This is a genomic window from Pseudocitrobacter sp. CD920760 (genome assembly GCF_057782505.1).
In genome coordinates, this window is the sequence record NZ_CM173490.1 from 1,554,712 (window position 1) to 1,573,271 (window position 18,560).

Here is an 18,560-nt window from a genome sequence, read left to right on the forward strand (position 1 = left end):
ATTTTTAGCCTCTGCTTTGCAGCGGCATTTTAAAAGTCAAAGAGGATACACATATGCGTACGTTCAGTGGCAAACGTAGTACGCTGGCGCTGGCTATTGCCGGTGTCACAGCAATGTCGGGCCTGGTAGTTGTTCCCCAGGCGAGTGCAGCAGGCTTTGTCGATGACTCCACGTTAACGGGCGGCATCTATTACTGGCAGCGTGAGCGTGACCGTAAAGATGTGACCGATAACGACAAATATAAAACCAACCTTTCTCACTCCACCTGGAACGCCAACCTCGATTTCCAGTCCGGCTATGCTGCTGATATGTTCGGCCTCGATATTGCGGCGTTTACCGCTATCGAAATGGCAGAATCCTCAGAAAGTGGTCACCCGAACGAAATTGCGTTCTCGTCTAAAAATAAAGGCTACTCGGAAGATTACTCCGGCGATAAAAGCGGTGTGAGCCTTTATAAAGCCGCTGCGAAATTTAAGTATGGCCCGGTTTGGGCGCGTGGTGGTTATATTCAGCCAACCGGCCAAACGTTGTTAGCGCCGCACTGGAGCTTTATGCCAGGCACCTATCAGGGTGCAGAAGCGGGCGCGAACTTTGATTACGGCGATGCTGGCGCGCTGAGCTTCTCCTACATGTGGACCAATGAATATAAGGCCCCATGGCATATCGAAATGGATAATTTCTACCAGAACGATAAGCGCACGAAAGTCGATTATCTGCACTCCATCGGTATGAAATATGACTTCAAAAATGACCTGGTACTGGAAGCGGCATTTGGTCAGGCGGAAGGCTATGTCGATCAGTACTTTGCCAAAGCCAGCTACAAATTTGATATCGCCGGTAGCCCGCTGTCTACCAGCTATCAGTTCTACGGTACCCGCGATAAAGTGGATGACCGCACCGTAAACGATATTTATGACGGCACCGCGTGGTTGCAGGCGCTGACCTTCGGTTACAAAGTGGGGCAGGTTGACCTGCGTCTGGAAGGGACCTGGGTTAAGGCTGAAGGCCAGCAGGGCTACTTCCTGCAGCGTATGACGCCAACCTACGCCTCCTCTAACGGTCGCCTCGATGTGTGGTGGGATAACCGTTCTGACTTCAACGCCAACGGCGAAAAAGCGGTGTTCTTCGGTGCGATGTATGACCTGAAGAACTGGAACCTGCCGGGCTGGGCTGTAGGTGCATCATACGTCTACGCCTGGGATGCCAAACCGTCTACCTGGCAGATCAACCCGGACGCGTACTACGACAAAAACAAAACTATCGAAGAGTCTTCTTACAGCTTCGATGTGGCATACACCGTACAGGAAGGCCGCGCGAAAGGTACTCTGTTAAAACTGCACTTCACCCAGTACGACAACCACTCGGATATCCCGAGCTGGAGCGGTGGTTACGGCAACATCTTCCAGGATGAACGTGACGTGAAATTTATGGTTATCGCACCGTTCACCATCTTCTGATAAGTATTCAGGCGGGCCGCAGAGCCCGCCGTGTCGTATAAGGCTAATAACATGAAAAAAACAGTGATGATTGCTGCGCTGGTCGCGGCGCTGGCGGGCTGCGCTCAGTCTGAAGCACCAAAAGAAGATACGCGTTTAAAAGATGCCTATAGCGCCTGTATCAACACCGCAGAAGGCTCGCCGGAAAAAATCGAAGCCTGCCAGCAGGTGCTGAACGTGCTGAAGCAGGAGAAGGCGCACCAGCAGTTTGCCAATCAGGAGACCGTGCGGGTAAGCGATTATCAGGCGTGCATTCTGGCGAGAAAAACCGGTAACGATCAGGCCGTGAAGAAAGATTGCGGGTTAATCTGGCAGGAAATTCGCAGTAATAACACGACAAAGTAAGACAATAAGGCCTGCACAGAGCCGGGGACCTAAAGCGTCTCCGGCTTTTTTTGTCTTTACAGAGGCAATAAAAAAGCCAACCCGAAGGTTGGCTTTTCAGAATCTCGAAGAAATTACTTCTCTACGCCATCGTGCGCGTGTTCATCTTCGCGGCAGTCGCCCTCAGCACAGTGACCATACAGGTACAGGCTGTGGTTGGTTAAGCGGATACCGTGTTTCGCGGCAATTTCACGCTGACGAGCTTCGATGGAATCATCGCTGAATTCGATAACCTTGCCGCAGTCGAGGCAGATCAGGTGATCGTGATGGTGTTGTTGAGTCAGTTCGAAAACGGACTTGCCACCTTCAAAATTATGGCGCGTGACAATGCCCGCGTCATCAAACTGGTTCAGAACGCGGTAGACGGTCGCCAGACCAATCTCTTCACCCATGTCGATCAGGCGTTTGTATAAGTCTTCCGCGCTGACATGGTGATTGTCTGGTTCCTGAAGCACTTCCAGGATCTTTAACCGGGGAAGTGTGACTTTCAGGCCAGCCTTCTTTAATGCGGTATTGTTGTCAGTCATGCGGAATCTGTCCTGTTGCTAAACGATTGACTTCCAAACGCGGAAGTATCACAGAGAGTGCACCGAGTGTAATGCGTCTCATTATAGAATGACGCCTTCTAAATGAAAACAGCAAGACCTGGGCGAATAAAGATTTCGAAAACGAGGCTTGACCAGCAAACTCGCTAAATTCAGAAGATATTGTACAGATTTACGCTCAAAAGTTAAAAAATTGTAGCTATTATTTTGATTGCTTCTACCTATTAATGCGGCGTGATTTGAAAAGTCACGCCGCATCAAGAATCAGGCGTTTTTGATCTCTTCCAGATGCAGCTCTTCAGAAATCTGTTTTACCCATTTTTCTACACGTTCAGCGGTCAGTTCCGGCTGACGATCTTCATCAATAGCCAGACCTACGAAGTGGTCGTCATCGGCCAGGCCTTTAGAGGCTTCGAAGTGGTAACCCGCTGTTGGCCAGTGGCCGACGATGGTCGCACCGCGCGGTTCGATGATGTCGCGGATAGTGCCCAGCGCATCACAGAAGTATTCCGCATAGTCTTCCTGGTCGCCGCAGCCGAACAGTGCAACCAGTTTGCCATTGAAATCAACTTCTTCCAGCGTCGGGAAGAAATCGTCCCAGTCGCACTGGGCTTCACCGTAGTACCAGGTAGGGATACCCAGCAGCAGAATGTCGAATGCAGCCAGGTCTTCTTTGCTGCTCTTGGCAATGTCATGCACGTCGGCAACGTCTTTACCAAGCTGTTTCTGAATCATTTTTGCAATATTTTCGGTATTGCCGGTGTCGCTACCAAAGAAAATGCCAACGATTGCCATGAGTTAAATAACCTCTTGAAACTTAATGATATGGTGGTGGCGTATTGCCCACAGATAAGGGCAATCATAGCAGAACAGAGAAGGGTGCGGAATCAGCAATCGTACCGGACTGCACACTCTGCTACATGAAAGCGGGATTTTATGAAATTTTCAGAGCTTTTCCTGCGCGCGAAGCAGGGCTAACTGGCTCATCAGAATCTCTTCGATAAGCTCACTGCGACTCATATCGCGCGCGGTTGCCAGTTCGTTCAGGGCATCTACCGCATCGTTATTGAGTTTCAGCTCGACGCGCTTCAAACCGCGAACTTTATCGCGTTTTAATTGATTACGCTTATTGATGCGCAGCTGTTCGTCACGCGAAAGCGGATTGGTTTTGGGTCTTCCCGGCCGACGCTCATTTGCGAACAAATCAATTGTCGTTCGGTCCGTTTGTTCTTTTGCCATGATTCAGAGTGACTTCGGGGAAACAAGCTACCGGGAAACGCCCGGTGCAGACAGCGCGCAATCATACATCAGTGCAACCGACACGCCAACGACCACGGCCATAATGGCGCGCGGTCGTTGAGTTTTTAATCAGTCTGCTAAATATCGGCGGATGGCGCGCAGCACCGCGTCCGGTTTTTCCGCATGCACCCAGTGGCCAGCGCCTGCAATGACGTGCGCACGCGCCTGTGGGAATTGCGAGAGCAGGTCGTTACGGTAAGTTTCGGTAACATAAGGCGAATTTCCGCCGGGGATAAACAGTGCCGGATGATCCCACGCCGGAATCGTCTCCCAGCCGACGATGTGCGGGTACTGATCCCACAGCACCGGTACGTTAAAGCGCCACTCGCCGTCAACAAACGACTTCAGCAGAAACTGAATCACACCTTCTTCGGCTAAAAATTCGCGCATCACGGTTGCGGCCTGCTGGCGTGAGGAGACACCTGCGTTGGTGACTGCGTTAATCGCCGCAAAAATCTCATCGTGGCGACGCACATGATAATCCACCGGCGCGATATCAATAGCGACCAGATTATCGATGCGTTCCGGGGCTAGCGCGGTCAGGGCCATCACCGCTTTGCCGCCCATCGAGTGACCAATCACCGTGGCTTTCTCGATGTTGTGGGCGTCGAGGGTATCCAGCAGATCCTGGGCCATCGCCGGGTAGTTCATCTCATCCGCTCGCGGAGAAAGACCGTGATTACGCATATCCACTTGCAGGATATCGTGGTCGGTCACCAGGTCGCGCGCCAGTACGCCAAGGTTGTCCAGGCTGCCGAAAAGGCCGTGAACGAGCAGAATGGGGGAATTATTGTGCAGGTTTTGTGCAGATTGCGCTCGGGTATTCAATTTCATAGCAAAGTTCTTTTTTTCGCTCTGTCGGGTTAGGGTATTATGTTGGACATTCTCACGTTCAGGGGCAAGATACGATTTTTATCCCATTTTTGCCGCTATCCTGGTATGACGCTATCCGCTGTTGGGTTTTGAACATATAATCCCAGCAACTTGTATTCAGAAAAAATAATTGCACTGGATTAAGATGAAAACGATCGAAGTTGATGACGAACTCTATCGCTATATTGCCGCCCACACACTGCACATTGGCGAGAGCGCATCTGACATTTTACGGCGAATGCTGAAGTTTTCCGCCGCATCACAACCTGTTGTTGCTGCTCCGGTTGCCAAAGCTGAAGTTGCGCCTGCTCAGGTTGCTCCAGTTGCCGAGGTAAAACCGGTTAAAACCGCGAAAGATAAAGTTCGCGCGATGCGTGAACTGCTGCTCTCTGACGAATACGCTGAGCAGAAAAAAGCCGTCAATCGCTTTATGCTGATCCTGACGACGCTCTACAAACTGGATAACAACGCGTTTGCCGAAGCGACGGAATCGCTTCATGGGCGTACGCGTGTCTACTTTGCCGCCAATGAGCAAACCCTGCTGAAAAACGGTAATCAGACTAAACCGAAACAGGTACCGGAAACCCCATATTGGGTGATCACGAATACCAACACGGGTCGTAAATGCAGTATGGTGGAACACATTATGCAATTTATGCAGTTCCCCGCTGAATTAATCGAAAAGGTATGCGGCACAATCTAACCCTTGCATAAGAAGGATCAAGCAATGGCAATCCATAACCGTGCGGGCCAACCTGCACAACAGAGTGATTTGATTAACGTCGCCCAGCTGACGTCTCAGTACTATGTGCTGAAACCGGAAGTGGGTAACGCAGAGCATGCAGTGAAGTTCGGTACTTCCGGACACCGTGGCAGCGCGGCGCGCCAGAGTTTCAATGAACCTCATATTCTGGCGATCGCGCAGGCTATCGCCGAAGATCGTGCGAAAAACGGCATTACCGGCCCTTGCTTCGTCGGTAAAGATACCCACGCGCTCTCTGAACCGGCGTTTATCTCGGTGCTCGAAGTGCTTGCGGCAAACGGTGTGGATGTCATTGTGCAGGAAAATAACGGCTTTACGCCGACGCCTGCTGTGTCGAACGCTATTCTGGTCCACAACAAAAAAGGTGGTCCACTGGCTGACGGTATTGTGATTACGCCGTCTCACAACCCGCCGGAAGATGGCGGTATCAAATACAACCCGCCTAACGGTGGCCCGGCCGATACTAACGTCACCAAAGTGGTGGAAGATCGCGCCAATGCGCTGCTGGCCGATGGCCTGAAAGGCGTGAAACGTATTTCTCTGGATGCCGCGCTGGCGTCCGGTCATGTGAAAGAGATGGACCTGGTGCAGCCATTCATTGAAGGGCTGGCGGATATCGTCGATATGGCGGCTATCCAGAAAGCGGGCCTGACGCTGGGCGTCGATCCGCTGGGTGGTTCCGGTATCGAATACTGGAAACGTATCGGCGAATACTACAAGCTGAATCTGACCATCGTTAACGATCAGGTTGACCAGACTTTCCGCTTTATGCATCTCGACAAAGATGGCGCAATCCGTATGGACTGCTCCTCCGAGTGCGCGATGGCGGGCCTGCTGGCGCTGCGCGATAAGTTTGACCTCGCGTTCGCCAACGACCCGGACTACGACCGTCACGGTATCGTCACGCCTGCGGGCCTGATGAATCCGAACCACTATCTGGCGGTTGCCATCAACTACCTGTTCCAGCACCGTCCGCAGTGGGGCAAAGACGTCGCCGTGGGTAAAACGCTGGTGTCTTCCGCGATGATCGACCGTGTCGTTAACGATCTGGGCCGCAAGCTGGTGGAAGTGCCTGTCGGTTTCAAATGGTTCGTGGATGGCCTGTTTGACGGCAGCTTCGGTTTTGGCGGCGAAGAGAGCGCCGGGGCATCGTTCCTGCGCTTCGACGGCACGCCGTGGTCTACCGATAAAGACGGCATCATCATGTGCCTGCTGGCTGCGGAAATCACCGCCGTCACCGGCAAGAACCCGCAAGAGCATTACAACGAGCTGGCAAAACGCTTCGGTGCGCCAAGCTACAACCGTTTGCAGGCTGGCGCGACCTCTGCGCAGAAAGCGGCGCTGTCTAAACTCTCCCCAGAGATGGTGAGTGCCAGCACCCTGGCCGGTGACCCTATCACCGCACGTCTGACGGCTGCACCGGGTAACGGCGCATCCATCGGCGGTCTGAAAGTGATGACTGACAACGGCTGGTTCGCCGCGCGTCCGTCAGGTACGGAAGACGCGTATAAAATCTACTGCGAAAGCTTCCTTGGTGAAGAACACCGTAAGCAGATTGAGAAAGAAGCGGTAGAAATTGTTAGTGAAGTGCTGAAAAACGCGTAAAAGCGAATAAATAAAAAAGGAGCCTTGCGGCTCCTTTTTTATTGGTGACTGATGACAACCGTAAAATTGCCTGATGCGCTACGCTTATCAGGCCTACAAGGTCCGTACATATTTTGTAGGCCGGATAAGGCGTTTACGCCGCATCCGGCAAGAACAACGCGCACGTTGTCAGCGATCTGAAGAAACAAAAGGAATTCAAAATGAAGACAAAAAGGAACGTTGTCATGAGAGTGGCATTTATTATCGCCACATTATTGCTCACTGCATGTGCCCAACCTGAACAATCATCCTTAACTGGCGATTGGTTACTAACCCCTGTGGATAAAACGAAGGCCCTAAAAGGCAGCTTTCCGATCAATATTGCACCTTCCCGGTGTAAGACTAATTGCCATGGCGATAACCAACCTGATAATACCCGCCGCTGGCAGTTGTCAGCCGGGAACGCGATAGAGGTGATTTATCTTCATGATATGTCGGCACAGGAAAAAGAAGGACTGCTACCCGGTTGGCAATGCTATACCTCATTTTTTATGCTGATTTGTCAGGGCAAGCCAGGCACTCGACCGATAGTTGATGAGGATTATGTCAGCGAAAGCGGATTTTTTGGAACGATGATGCATGTTGGGATTATTGAGTTGCGACGCTGCCAGTCAAAAAACTGCCAGCAAGAACTGAAAGCGATAAATACTCATTAACGCTGCTTTCATTTGATGCTGCACTTCCCGGAATTCAGTAAGCGGAATAACGGTTCTTGTTTCTTCACTTTGTAATCATAAAAAGGGTAGAACATGCATACATTGTTCTTCACAACATAAACCGATACCCAATCCCCGTCTCCGTCAGGAAATGTTTTGGCCGTGCCGGGTCGGCTTCCAGTTTCTGCCGAATATGGCCCATATAAATCCGCAGATAATGACTATGTTCCACCGCATTTGGCCCCCAGACGTGGTTCAGCAACTGACGCTGGGTGAGCACTTTGCCGGGGTTGTTGAGCAGTTCCGCCAGCAGGCGAAATTCGATAGGGGTGAGATGCACCTCTTCGCCGCCGCGCACAATGCGGCGAGCCGCGAGATCGACCTGCACATCAGAGAACGTCACCAGCGGGTCGTTGGGCTGGGTATTGGCGTGGCGGCGTAGCGCGACGCGCAGGCGGGCCTGCAACTCGCCGATGCCGAATGGTTTGCTGAGATAATCATCCGCGCCTGCGTCCAGCGCGGCGATTTTGTCGCTCTCTTCGCTACGTGCGGAAAGCACTATAACCGGCGTAGCGCTCCACTGGCGAAAATCGCGGATAAAATCGATCCCGTCGCCATCGGGTAAGCCGAGGTCGAGGATCACCAGATCGGGTTTACGCGTTGCCGCTTCCAGTAACCCACGCTGTAATGTTTGAGCGTCAAATACGCGCAGCCCTTCGGCTTCCAGCGCGGTGCGCAGAAAACGGCGGATGGCTTGTTCATCTTCAACAATCAGAACGCTGGTCACATATCCTCATGAAATTCTTCAAGATCCGGTGGAGACTCCAGCGGAAGTGTAACATGAAAACAGGCGCCGCCTTCAGGGCGATTGCTGGCTGAAAGCGTGCCGCCATGAATATCGACAATGGCCCGGCAAATCGCCAGCCCCAGCCCGACGCCGGGAATGGCGGACTCTTTATTTCCACGTGAGAATTTATCAAAAATTCGTGATTCCTGCCCCTGCGCAATGCCCGGCCCGTCATCCCAGATATCGAGCAAGAGCTGGTGATTTTGCTCGTGGGCGTTAATGCCAATCTGTGCCTGCGACCCGGCGTACTTAACCGCATTTTCCAGCAGGTTGATCAGTACGCGTTCAAACAGTGGGCCATCGACGTGAATAAGCATCAACGGGTCGGGAAGCGATAGCGCAATCTGCTGCCCGTTCAGGCCGGGTTCCAGCATACGCAGCGCGCTGCCGACCACTTCTTCCAGCGTCAGCCACTCTTTATTAAGATTAAAGCCGCCAGACTGGATGCGCGCCATATCCAGCAAATTATTCACCAGCCGCGTGGTGTTTAGCACGTGCTGGCGAATTTCATTGGCCTGCGGGGCGTAAGGCGAGCCGCTGCTGGCGAGATCGAGCGTCAGAATTTCCGCCTGACCAAACAGCACCGTCAGCGGTGTGCGCAAATCATGGGAAAGCGCGGCCAGCAGCGAGTTGCGTAAACTTTCCCGTTCGCTGGCAAATCGCGCCTGTTCTTCACTGGCGGTGAGCGCCAGCCGTTCCAGCGCGCTGGCGGCCAGCAGTGTGAATGTCTCCAGCAAACGCTGCTGCTCAGGGATCATCAACTGGCGCAAGTTAAGCGGTTCGACCACCACCAGCCCCAGCGTTTTACTGGCGCTTTTTAGCGGCAGGATCTGATACGGCACGCCGGGCAGGGTATCGGTGCCCGCCCCGGCGGGAAGGCCTTTATCGAAGCTCCAGCGCGCAATCGCATCATCCCACGGCGTCAGGCCGTCCTGCTGTGTGGACGGCGTGAGCTTATCGTTTTCGTCGGGAAGCAGCACCTGGCTGCGCGCATGGAAGGTTGACTGAATATACTGCTCGCAGGTGCGGGCGATATCTTCGGCGCTGCGTCCCACCGCCAGGGCTTTCGACATCTCGTACAGATGGCGGGTGCGCTGTTCACGATAGCGTGCCACCCGCGCCTGGTAGCGCACACCGGCGGTCAGGTTGCCAATCACCAGCCCCACGGTGAGCATCACGCCGAAGGTCAGAAGGTATTGCACATCAGACACCGCCAGCGTACCGCGCGGAGCGATAAAGAAGAGATCGAAACTGATAACGTTGATAACCGTCGCCAGCACCGACGGCCAGCGGCCATAGAAGAGGGCGACGATCACCACGCCGAGCAGATAGAGCATCACCAGGTTGGCGGCGTCGAAGGCCATTAACCATTGCGCCGCGATAAGCGTGATAGCAGCGCAAAGGGCAAACGCCACCGCGCAGCCACGGATTTGCACCTGCCATTTGTCAAAGAAGCTGCGCGGATCGCGGGTTGATGAAGGCAGCGGATCCGGTTTCTCGTCCATCGCGACAACCAGCAGATCGAGATCCGGTGCATGACGGGCCAGGCGGTCGCCAAAGCGCTCGCCGCTCCACCAGTGACGCTTCTCCTGCCTGCCGATCACGATTTTGCCAAGGTTGTGCTCACGGGCGTAGCGGATCACTGCTTTTTCTTCCGAGGGGTCGGAAAGGGTGGCGGTTTCCGCGCCCAGCTCCTGCGCCAGACGTAGCGAACTGAGGATCGCGCGGCGCTGGGCCTCTGGCAGGCGATGCAGCGTAGGTGTTTCTACATACACGGCATGCCAGACGCTGCCTAAACGCGCCGCCAGACGTGCGGCGGTGCGCACCAGTTTTTCGCTGCCCGTATGGTGGCCGACGCAGAGCAGGATCGCGTCGCGGGTATGCCAGACTTTTTCCTGGCCCTGGGTATCGCGCCAGGCGCGCATCTGTTCATCCACGCGGTCCGCCGTGCGGCGCAGCGCCAGTTCACGCAGGGCGATGAGATTCCCTTTGCGGAAAAAATTCTCGATAGCGCGTTCGGCCTGCCCGGCAAGGTACACTTTGCCTTCGTTCAGCCGCTGGCGTAGGTCGTCCGGCGGCAGATCCACCAGCACCACTTCATCGGCGGCATCAAAGAATGGGTCGGGCACCGTTTCACGCACCTGAATGCCGGTGACGCCGCTGACAATGTCATTCAGGCTTTCCAGATGCTGGACATTAACGGTAGTAAAGACGTCGATTCCGGCTTCCAGAAGTTCGTCGATATCCTGCCAGCGTTTGGGATGACGCGAACCGGGCGCGTTGCTGTGCGCCAGTTCATCCATCAGGACCAGCGCCGGGCGGCGGGCGAGGGCGGCGTCCAGGTCAAACTCATGCAGATAACGGCCCTGCCATGACAGCCGCTTTTGCGGCAGCAGCGTCAGGCCCTTGAGCATTTCCGCCGTCTCTTTACGCCCGTGGGTTTCCACCACGCCCGCCAGGATATCCAGCCCCTGCGCCCGCAGACGCTGGGCCTCCGCCAGCATCGCCCAGGTTTTCCCCACGCCCGCGCAGGCACCGAAGAAAATCTTCAGCTTTCCGCGATGCGGGGAGGCCGTCTGCTCCAGCAGGCGATCCGGGTTTGGGCGTTGCGGCTCGTCGGTCATCATCAGTTATCCTTGTGGGCATCCAGCGCCATATTCAGCTCAACAATATTTACCACAGGTTGACCGAGAAAACCGAGCAGCGGTTTCTGCGTGGCGGCATCAATTTGTTGATTGAGCCATTCCGCTGAGACGTGACGCGCGCTGGCGACGCGCGGCACCTGCCAGCGCACACTTTCAGGCGTCAGGCCGTAATCAAGCCCGCTGGCGGAGGCCGTCACCAGTTCCGTGGGAACGGCGGCCGGCGCATCCGGGTTGGCTGCCCGAAGTTGGGCGACACGTTGGCGAATGGCATCATCCAGCGCCGGGTTGCTCGCCGCCAGATTACTGCCGCCCGATGCCATCGGGTTGTAGGGCATGTCCGCCGTGGCGGAGGGGCGACCGTGGAAATAGCCGGGTTGGGTAAAGTTTTGCCCAATCAGCGTGGAACCGCGCACCTGATTGCCCTCAATGATCAGCGAACCGTTGGCGCTATCGTGAAACCACCACTGGCCGAGCGCGGTGGTCAGCAGCGGATAAGCACCGCCGGTAACCAGTGCCAGAAAAAGAAAAATCACAACAGCAGGACGAAGCAGAGACATGGTATACCTCACACCAGACCAAACAGAGTCAGTAACAGATCGATAGCTTTGATGCCGATAAACGGCACAATCAGGCCGCCCAGACCGTAAATCCACAGGTTGCGGCGCAGCATGGCAGAAGCGGAAAGGGGCTGATAACTCACGCCTTTCAGCGCCAGCGGCAGCAGAAAAACGATGATCAGGGCGTTGAAAATCACCGCGCTCAGAATCGCTGAGTCCGGCGAATGCAGATGCATGATGTTCAACACGCCAAGTTGCGGCCAGCTTGCGGCAAACGCCGCCGGGATAATGGCGAAATATTTCGCCACGTCATTGGCGATGCTGAATGTGGTGAGTGAGCCACGGGTCATCAGCATCTGTTTACCGATATGCACCACCTCGATCAGCTTGGTCGGGTTAGAATCGAGATCAACCATGTTGCCGGCTTCTTTCGCCGCCTGGGTGCCGGAGTTCATCGCCACCGCGACGTCAGCCTGCGCCAGCGCCGGGGCGTCGTTGGTGCCGTCGCCGGTCATCGCTACCATGCGCCCTTCAGACTGATACTGGCGAATCAACGCCAGCTTGGCTTCCGGCGTCGCTTCGGCGAGAAAATCATCGACGCCCGCTTCGGCGGCAATCGCGGCAGCGGTCAGACGGTTATCGCCAGTGATCATCACCGTCTTGATACCCATTTTGCGCAGTTGCACGAAGCGTTCTTTAATGCCGCCTTTTACGATATCTTTCAGGGCAATCGCCCCAAGGACTTTCGCGCCTTCCACGACCACCAGCGGGGTTGAACCCTGACGGGCGATCCCCTCGACCAGATGCTCAACATCCGCCGGGAATTGCCCGCCGTTACTTTCAACGTGGCGGCGAATGGCATCCACTGAACCTTTACGGATCATGCGGTTATCGATGTTAATCCCGCTCATACGGGTTTGTGCGGTAAAGGGCACAAAGGTGGCGTGCAACTGCTGCACGTCGCGCTCGCGCAGGTTAAAACGCTGTTTGGCGAGCACCACGATGCTGCGGCCTTCGGGCGTTTCATCCGCCAGCGACGACAGTTGTGCCGCGTCAGCCAGCGTTCTTTCATCCACGCCCTGTGCAGGTAAAAATTGCGATGCCTGGCGGTTGCCGAGGGTAATTGTGCCGGTTTTATCCAGTAGCAACACATCGACGTCGCCTGCGGCTTCTACCGCGCGGCCGCTGGTGGCTATCACGTTAGCGCCCAACATGCGGCTCATCCCGGCAACGCCGATGGCCGACAGCAGGCCGCCGATGGTGGTTGGGATCAGACACACCAGCAGAGCTATCAGCACGATCACGCTCACCGGTTTACCGCCCCAGGTGGAGAAGGGCCACAGGGTGGCGGTCGCCAGCAGGAAGACAATCGTCAGGGCGACCAGCAGAATCGTCAGCGCCACTTCGTTGGGGGTTTTGCGACGCTGCGCGCCTTCGACCATGGCGATCATTCGGTCAAGGAAGGTTTCGCCTGGGTTGACGCTACAACGGATCACCAGCCAGTCGGAGAGAATACGCGTCCCGCCCGTCACCGACGCGAAATCGCCGCCGGATTCACGAATAACGGGTGCCGATTCCCCGGTGATGGCGCTTTCATCCACCGACGCGCCTCCTTCAATCACTTCGCCATCGCAGGGAATGATGTCACCGGCTTCCACCAGCACCACGTCACCTTTGCGCAGTTCATCAGAAGGTACATGGTCCATTTCGGCCCCGTGCTGCGGGGCGCGAAGTTTGCGGGCGAAGGCGGTTTTCTGCACGCTCTTCAGGCTGTTGGCCTGCGCTTTGCTACGGCCTTCCGCCATCGCTTCCGCGAAGTTGGCGAACAGCACCGTAAACCACAGCCACAGGGCGATCGCGCCGCTGAACAGCGCGTTACCCTGCAGGTGCCCGGTTGCCATCGCGAGGCTCATCACGGTGGTCAGCACGCTGCCAATCCAGACGATAAACATCACCGGGTTACGCCACTGAATGGTCGGGCTGAGTTTTTTAATGGCGTCGAGTAGCGCCTGCCCAACCAGTTTGCGGTCAAACAGCGCCAGTTGCTTGCGACTCATAAACACATACTCCGCAATGCTTAAAACAGGGAAAGATGTTCCGCGACCGGGCCAATCGCCAGGGCGGGAATAAAGGTCAGGGCGCCGACCAGCAGCACGGTGCCAATCAGCAGGCCGATAAACAGCGCATCGTGAGTGGCGAGCGTGCCGGGAGTAGCTGGCTGGATTTTTTTGTTCACCAGTGAACCGGCAATCGCCAGCACGGGCACAATCACCGCAAAACGGCCCAGCAACATGCAAAACGCCAGCAGGCAGTTCCAGAACGGAGTGTTGGCGCTTAACCCTGCAAAGGCGCTGCCGTTGTTGTTGGCCGCAGAGGAAACGGCGTAAAGCACTTCACTAAAGCCGTGGGTGCCAGGGTTGAGCATGCCGCTGCGCCCGGCGTCGGTCATCATTGCCAGTGCGGTGCCGAGCAACACCAGCGTCGGCGTCACCAGAATCGCCAGCGCGGTCATTTTCATTTCAGGCACTTCGATTTTTTTACCGAGATACTCTGGCGTGCGGCCAATCATCAGCCCGGCGATGAACACCGCCAGCAGAACGAACAGCAACATGCCGTACAGCCCGGAACCGACGCCGCCAAACACCACTTCACCAATCTGCATCAACCACATCGGCACCATGCCGCCAAGGGCGGTGAAGGAGTCGTGCATCGCGTTGACCGCGCCGCAGGATGCCGCCGTAGTCACTACCGCATACAGGCTGCTGGCAAGAATGCCAAAGCGGCTCTCTTTCCCTTCCAGGTTAAGGTTGCTGTCTGCGCCCAGCGCCAGGAGGTGCGGGTTACCTTTAGTTTCCGCCCACATCACTACCGCGACGCAAATGACAAAGATGATGCTCATCGCCCACAGAATCGCGCGGCCCTGGCGTTTGTCATTCACCACTTCACCAAAGGCGAAGCAGAGCGCAGCAGGGATCAGGAAGATCGCCAGCATCTGCACGAAATTCGTCAGCGCCGTCGGGTTTTCGAACGGATGCGAAGAGTTGGCGTTGAAGAAACCGCCGCCGTTGGTGCCGATCATTTTGATCGCTTCCTGTGAGGCGACCGGCCCCATCGGCAACTGCTGGCTAACGCCTTCCAGCGTGGTGATAGGCTGATACGCCAGCAGGTTTTGCAGCGTGCCTTGCTGAATAAAGAACAGCGCGACCAGCAGCGATAACGGCAGCAGCACCCACAGCGTGATGCGCACAAGATCGACCCATGCGTTCCCGAGCGTAGTCACACGCTGGCGGGAAAATGCGCGGGCGAGGGCGAAAAGCACCGCGATACCGCTCGCCGCCGACAGGAAGTTTTGCACGGTCAGGCCCGCCATCTGGCTGAGATAACTGAGCGTGGTTTCCCCGCCGTACGATTGCCAGTTGGTATTGGTGACAAAGCTGACGGCAGTGTTCAGCGCCAGATGCCAGGAGAGCCCCGGAAACCCCTGCGGGTTAAACGGCAGCACACCCTGGAGCATCAGCAGCGCGAACAGAGCCACCAGGCCGCAAAGGTTGAGCAGCAGAATGGCGAGCGCATACCGCTGCCAGCTCATTTCGTCGGTCGAAATCCCCAGCGTTCGCCACAGCACCGTTTCACCGCGCAGCGGTTCGTTGGCGATCATGCCCGCCAGCATTTTGCCTAACGGGCGCGCCAGTATGAACAGAACGACTAAGAAACTGGCGATAAGTAAAAATCCCTGAGCGGCCATCAGAACGCCTCCGCATTCAGCAGGGCGTATACCAGATACGCCAGTAACAGGAACACCAGCACCATGCCGGCTATTACGCCTGTAGTCACAACCCACCTCCAACACATTAAGTGATTGGATTAACGGTAGGATTTTCGGTGCAAAGATTTCGCAAAAATCAGGGGGAGGGGTGTAAAAAAAGTATAAAAATGGCAAAGACCATGATTTAACTCATGGTTAGTATTAATTTAACTTTTTTGTAACTTAGTTACGGAGTGAATGTAAATTAAACTTAAATAACCAAAAATAAGTGGTCGGATGAGTAGTAAAATTACAGCCAAAGCGGTATTATTTTAGCCAGATTACTGAGATTCATTTTTATGGCGTTTATTGCCAGCCAACTATAGGGGAGAGAATTATGGAACTGTATAAAGAGTATCCAGCACATATTGTCATTTTGCGTCGTACTTTCGCCGTGGCGGCTGGCGTCATTGCCCTGCCGATCATGCTGTTCTGGAAAGATCGCGCACGTTTTTACAGCTATCTGCATCGCGTCTGGTCGAAAACCAGCGATAAGCCGGTGTGGATGGATCAGGCCGAAAAAGCAGCGAGCGACTTCTACTAAGCGCTGCACAGCCTGTAAATCAGACTTTTCAACGAGAACCGCCGTCATTTGACGGCGGTTTTTTTTATGCCTGCTGGCTACACTTACAGAGAGGAAGTAAGGAGTCAGTATGCAAAAGAAAATCCCCGTTGGCATCAGCGCCTGTCTGTTAGGCGAGCCCGTCCGTTTTGACGGTGGCCATAAGCGTTTACCCTTTGCGGTGGAAGAGTTATCGCCGTGGGTGCGCTTCGAGCCGGTTTGCCCGGAGATGGCGATTGGTTTACCCGTGCCGCGTCCGGCGCTACGGCTGGTGAAGGTGGCGGAAGACGAGGTTGCGCTGCGTTTTAGCGATGGTCGGGAAGGGGATTTAACCCAGGCCATGCGCGAGTTTAGCGCGCAGCGGATCGCCACCTTTGAGACGCTGTGCGGCTATATCGTCTGCGCAAAATCACCCAGTTGCGGTATGGAGCGGGTGCGCATTTATGAGGCGGACGGCAAAAACAATCGTAAAGCCGGGCGCGGTATTTACACCGAAGCGTTGATGGCGCGCTTTCCGTGGCTTCCCGTGGAGGAAGACGGACGGCTGCACGATCCGGTGCTGCGCGAAAACTTCGTTGAGCGTATTTACGCGCTTCATGAATTGAACAGCCTGCGCGAAGATGGCCTCACGCGCGGCAAACTGATTGCGTATCACAGCCGCTACAAACTCTCGCTGTTGGCCCATTCACAGCCCGATTACCGCGAACTGGGGCGTTTTGTCGCCACGTTACATGAATGGGAATCGCTGGACGCGTGGTTTATTGCTTATCGCCAGCGGCTGATGAGCCTGCTTTCTATTCCGGCCACCCGGCGTAATCACACCAATGTGCTGATGCACGTGCAGGGCTATTTCCGTAAACAGCTTAACAGTCGCCAGCGCCAGGAGCTTTCAACCCTGATTGAAGGCTACCGTCTGGCCACGCAGCCGCTGCTTGCGCCCGTTACCCTGCTCAAACACTATATGGCAGAATTTCCCGATACTTATCTTGCCACACAACGCTATTTCGACCCCTGGCCGGAGGCCCTTCGTTTACGTTATGGATCTTAATGCAGGAGCGCTATGCCCACCCATCTGATGTGGTTTCGCCACGATTTACGTCTGAATGACAATCTTGCGCTATCCGCTGCCTGTCGCTCTGCCGATGCGACAGTGATAGCGCTGTACATCGCCACGCCAAAGCAGTGGCTAAAACATGCGATGTCGCCCAGACAGGCGGCGTATATTCATGCCCACCTCACTGCGCTGCGCGCGTCGCTGGAAGAGAAGGGTATTCCGCTGGCGTTTGTGGAAGTCGATGACTTCGCTGCCAGCGTAGAGGCGTTAAAAACCTTTTGCGATGAGCATGAGGTGAGCTCTCTTTTCTACAACTATCAATACGAAGTGAACGAACGTCAGCGCGATGCGGCGGTAGAAAAAGCGCTGGACGGGGTGCGCTGTCAGGGATTTGATGACAGCGTGATCCTGCCGCCGGGCGCGGTGATGACCGGCAATCATGAGATGTACAAAGTGTTTACGCCGTTTAAAAAAGCGTGGCTGACGCGCCTGAATGATGGCATGCCTGAGTGTGTCGCGGCCCCCGCGAAGCGAAAAAACGTGGCGCACAACGTAACGAGTGCACCGATTACGTTCAGCTATCCGCAGCAGGATTTTGATGCGTCTCTTTTTGCCGCCGATGAAAAAAGCGCGATTCGCCAGCTACGGCAGTTTTGTCAGCAGGGCGCGGGTGAGTACGCGTCTCAGCGCGATTTTCCGGCGATTGAGGGTACCAGTCGTTTATCTGCGGCGCTTGCCGTCGGGGCTATCTCCCCGCGTCAATGTCTGCACCGTCTGCTGGTGGAACAGCCGAGAACGCTGGATGATGGGCCGGGAAGCGTCTGGCTTAATGAACTGATTTGGCGGGAGTTTTATCGTCACTTAATGACCTACAATCCGGCGTTGTGTAAACATCGGCCCTTTATCGACTGGACCGAACGGGTGAAATGGCGCGTCTCGCCTGAACATTTGAAGGCATGGCAGGAAGGGCAAACGGGCTACCCGATTGTCGATGCGGCGATGCGACAGCTTAACGCTACGGGCTGGATGCATAACCGCCTGCGGATGATCGCCGCCAGTTTCCTGGTGAAAGATCTGCTTATCGACTGGCGCGAAGGCGAACGCTACTTTATGTCGCAGTTGATCGATGGCGACCTGGCGGCAAACAACGGCGGCTGGCAGTGGGCGGCATCGACGGGCACCGACGCCGCGCCGTACTTTCGCATTTTCAACCCGACGACGCAGGGAGAGCGGTTTGACAAGGAGGGCGAGTTTATCCGCCAGTGGGTGAGTGAGTTAGCGGAGGTTCCGCAAAAATCGATTCATGAACCCTGGAAATGGGCGGATAAAGAGGGCGTTACGCTTGCGTATCCGCGCCCGATTGTCGATCACAAACAGGCGCGGAGTGAAACCCTTGCCGCCTATGAGGCGGCGCGGAAAGCGTGACGCCA

The 18,560-nt window shown here is 55.3% G+C and carries 18 protein-coding genes; 8 read left to right on the forward strand and 10 right to left on the reverse strand.

What is annotated here, in order from left to right; all coding sequences use genetic code 11:
- The first annotated feature begins 53 nt into the window (after nt 1–53).
- Nucleotides 54–1,457, forward strand: a complete 1,404-nt coding sequence (gene chiP, locus AC1MKH_RS07025; RefSeq protein WP_276218393.1) for a chitoporin ChiP — start codon at nt 54–56, stop codon at nt 1,455–1,457.
- 51 nt (nt 1,458–1,508) lie between these two features.
- Nucleotides 1,509–1,841: a ChiQ/YbfN family lipoprotein gene (chiQ, locus tag AC1MKH_RS07030; RefSeq protein ID WP_276218391.1), complete on the forward strand. Its 333-nt coding sequence runs from the start codon at nt 1,509–1,511 to the stop codon at nt 1,839–1,841.
- Between the two features lie 113 nt (nt 1,842–1,954).
- Here chiQ and fur read toward each other — a convergent pair whose 3' ends face one another.
- The 4 genes from fur to ybfF form a co-directional block, all read right to left on the reverse strand.
- Nucleotides 1,955–2,407 carry a ferric iron uptake transcriptional regulator gene (gene fur, locus AC1MKH_RS07035; protein WP_013367108.1) on the reverse strand — a complete coding sequence of 151 codons (453 nt, stop codon included), beginning with the start codon at nt 2,405–2,407 and terminating at the stop codon, nt 1,955–1,957.
- A 282-nt stretch (nt 2,408–2,689) separates the two neighbouring features.
- Nucleotides 2,690–3,220 carry a flavodoxin FldA gene (fldA, locus tag AC1MKH_RS07040; protein ID WP_015965346.1) on the reverse strand — a complete coding sequence of 177 codons (531 nt, stop codon included), beginning with the start codon at nt 3,218–3,220 and terminating at the stop codon, nt 2,690–2,692.
- A gap of 150 nt (nt 3,221–3,370) precedes the next feature.
- Nucleotides 3,371–3,664, reverse strand: coding sequence for a LexA regulated protein (gene ybfE, locus AC1MKH_RS07045; protein ID WP_276218387.1), 294 nt, complete (start codon nt 3,662–3,664; stop codon nt 3,371–3,373).
- Between the two features lie 129 nt (nt 3,665–3,793).
- Nucleotides 3,794–4,558, reverse strand: a complete 765-nt coding sequence (gene ybfF / locus AC1MKH_RS07050) for an esterase (RefSeq protein WP_276218385.1) — start codon at nt 4,556–4,558, stop codon at nt 3,794–3,796.
- Between the two features lie 184 nt (nt 4,559–4,742).
- On the opposite strand from ybfF, the gene seqA reads away from it, so the two are divergent.
- The 3 genes from seqA (at nt 4,743) to AC1MKH_RS07065 (ending at nt 7,660) form a co-directional block, all read left to right on the forward strand.
- Nucleotides 4,743–5,300 carry a replication initiation negative regulator SeqA gene (seqA, locus tag AC1MKH_RS07055; RefSeq protein WP_276218383.1) on the forward strand — a complete coding sequence of 186 codons (558 nt, stop codon included), beginning with the start codon at nt 4,743–4,745 and terminating at the stop codon, nt 5,298–5,300.
- 24 nt (nt 5,301–5,324) lie between these two features.
- On the forward strand, nt 5,325–6,965 hold the full coding sequence (gene pgm, locus AC1MKH_RS07060) for a phosphoglucomutase (alpha-D-glucose-1,6-bisphosphate-dependent) (RefSeq protein ID WP_149464409.1): 1,641 nt from the start codon (nt 5,325–5,327) through the stop codon (nt 6,963–6,965).
- A 200-nt stretch (nt 6,966–7,165) separates the two neighbouring features.
- Nucleotides 7,166–7,660, forward strand: coding sequence for a hypothetical protein (locus AC1MKH_RS07065; RefSeq protein WP_276218380.1), 495 nt, complete (start codon nt 7,166–7,168; stop codon nt 7,658–7,660).
- Between the two features lie 109 nt (nt 7,661–7,769).
- Here the strand turns inward: AC1MKH_RS07065 and kdpE are convergent, their stop codons facing one another.
- The 6 genes from kdpE to kdpF are packed head-to-tail and all read right to left on the reverse strand — an operon-like array spanning nt 7,770 to nt 15,519.
- On the reverse strand, nt 7,770–8,447 hold the full coding sequence (gene kdpE, locus AC1MKH_RS07070; protein ID WP_276218377.1) for a two-component system response regulator KdpE: 678 nt from the start codon (nt 8,445–8,447) through the stop codon (nt 7,770–7,772).
- Nucleotides 8,444–11,131, reverse strand: a complete 2,688-nt coding sequence (gene kdpD / locus AC1MKH_RS07075) for a two-component system sensor histidine kinase KdpD (protein ID WP_276218617.1) — start codon at nt 11,129–11,131, stop codon at nt 8,444–8,446. Before kdpD ends, kdpE begins: the two co-directional genes overlap by 4 nt.
- Before the next feature lie 2 nt (nt 11,132–11,133).
- Nucleotides 11,134–11,709 carry a potassium-transporting ATPase subunit KdpC gene (gene kdpC, locus AC1MKH_RS07080; protein WP_276218376.1) on the reverse strand — a complete coding sequence of 192 codons (576 nt, stop codon included), beginning with the start codon at nt 11,707–11,709 and terminating at the stop codon, nt 11,134–11,136.
- Between the two features lie 8 nt (nt 11,710–11,717).
- A complete protein-coding gene (kdpB, locus tag AC1MKH_RS07085; protein WP_276218373.1) occupies nt 11,718–13,766 on the reverse strand; it encodes a potassium-transporting ATPase subunit KdpB in 2,049 nt (682 codons plus the stop codon).
- A 20-nt stretch (nt 13,767–13,786) separates the two neighbouring features.
- A complete protein-coding gene (gene kdpA / locus AC1MKH_RS07090) occupies nt 13,787–15,454 on the reverse strand; it encodes a potassium-transporting ATPase subunit KdpA (RefSeq protein WP_276218371.1) in 1,668 nt (555 codons plus the stop codon).
- The gene (gene kdpF / locus AC1MKH_RS07095) at nt 15,454–15,519 is read right to left on the reverse strand and encodes a K(+)-transporting ATPase subunit F (protein ID WP_347794369.1); all 66 of its coding nucleotides are present in this window, start codon (nt 15,517–15,519) and stop codon (nt 15,454–15,456) included. Before kdpF ends, kdpA begins: the two co-directional genes overlap by 1 nt.
- Before the next feature lie 332 nt (nt 15,520–15,851).
- Here kdpF and AC1MKH_RS07100 point away from each other — a divergent pair, with 332 nt between their 5' ends.
- The 3 genes from AC1MKH_RS07100 to phrB all read left to right on the forward strand — a co-directional run bounded on the left by AC1MKH_RS07100 (nt 15,852) and on the right by phrB (nt 18,555).
- Nucleotides 15,852–16,058: a YbfA family protein gene (locus AC1MKH_RS07100; protein ID WP_149464416.1), complete on the forward strand. Its 207-nt coding sequence runs from the start codon at nt 15,852–15,854 to the stop codon at nt 16,056–16,058.
- A gap of 109 nt (nt 16,059–16,167) precedes the next feature.
- Nucleotides 16,168–17,124 (forward strand): YbgA family protein, encoded by a 957-nt coding sequence (locus tag AC1MKH_RS07105; protein ID WP_276218367.1) that lies wholly within the window; start codon nt 16,168–16,170, stop codon nt 17,122–17,124.
- 12 nt (nt 17,125–17,136) lie between these two features.
- Nucleotides 17,137–18,555 (forward strand): deoxyribodipyrimidine photo-lyase, encoded by a 1,419-nt coding sequence (gene phrB / locus AC1MKH_RS07110; RefSeq protein ID WP_327621803.1) that lies wholly within the window; start codon nt 17,137–17,139, stop codon nt 18,553–18,555.
- Nucleotides 18,556–18,560 lie beyond the last annotated feature (5 nt).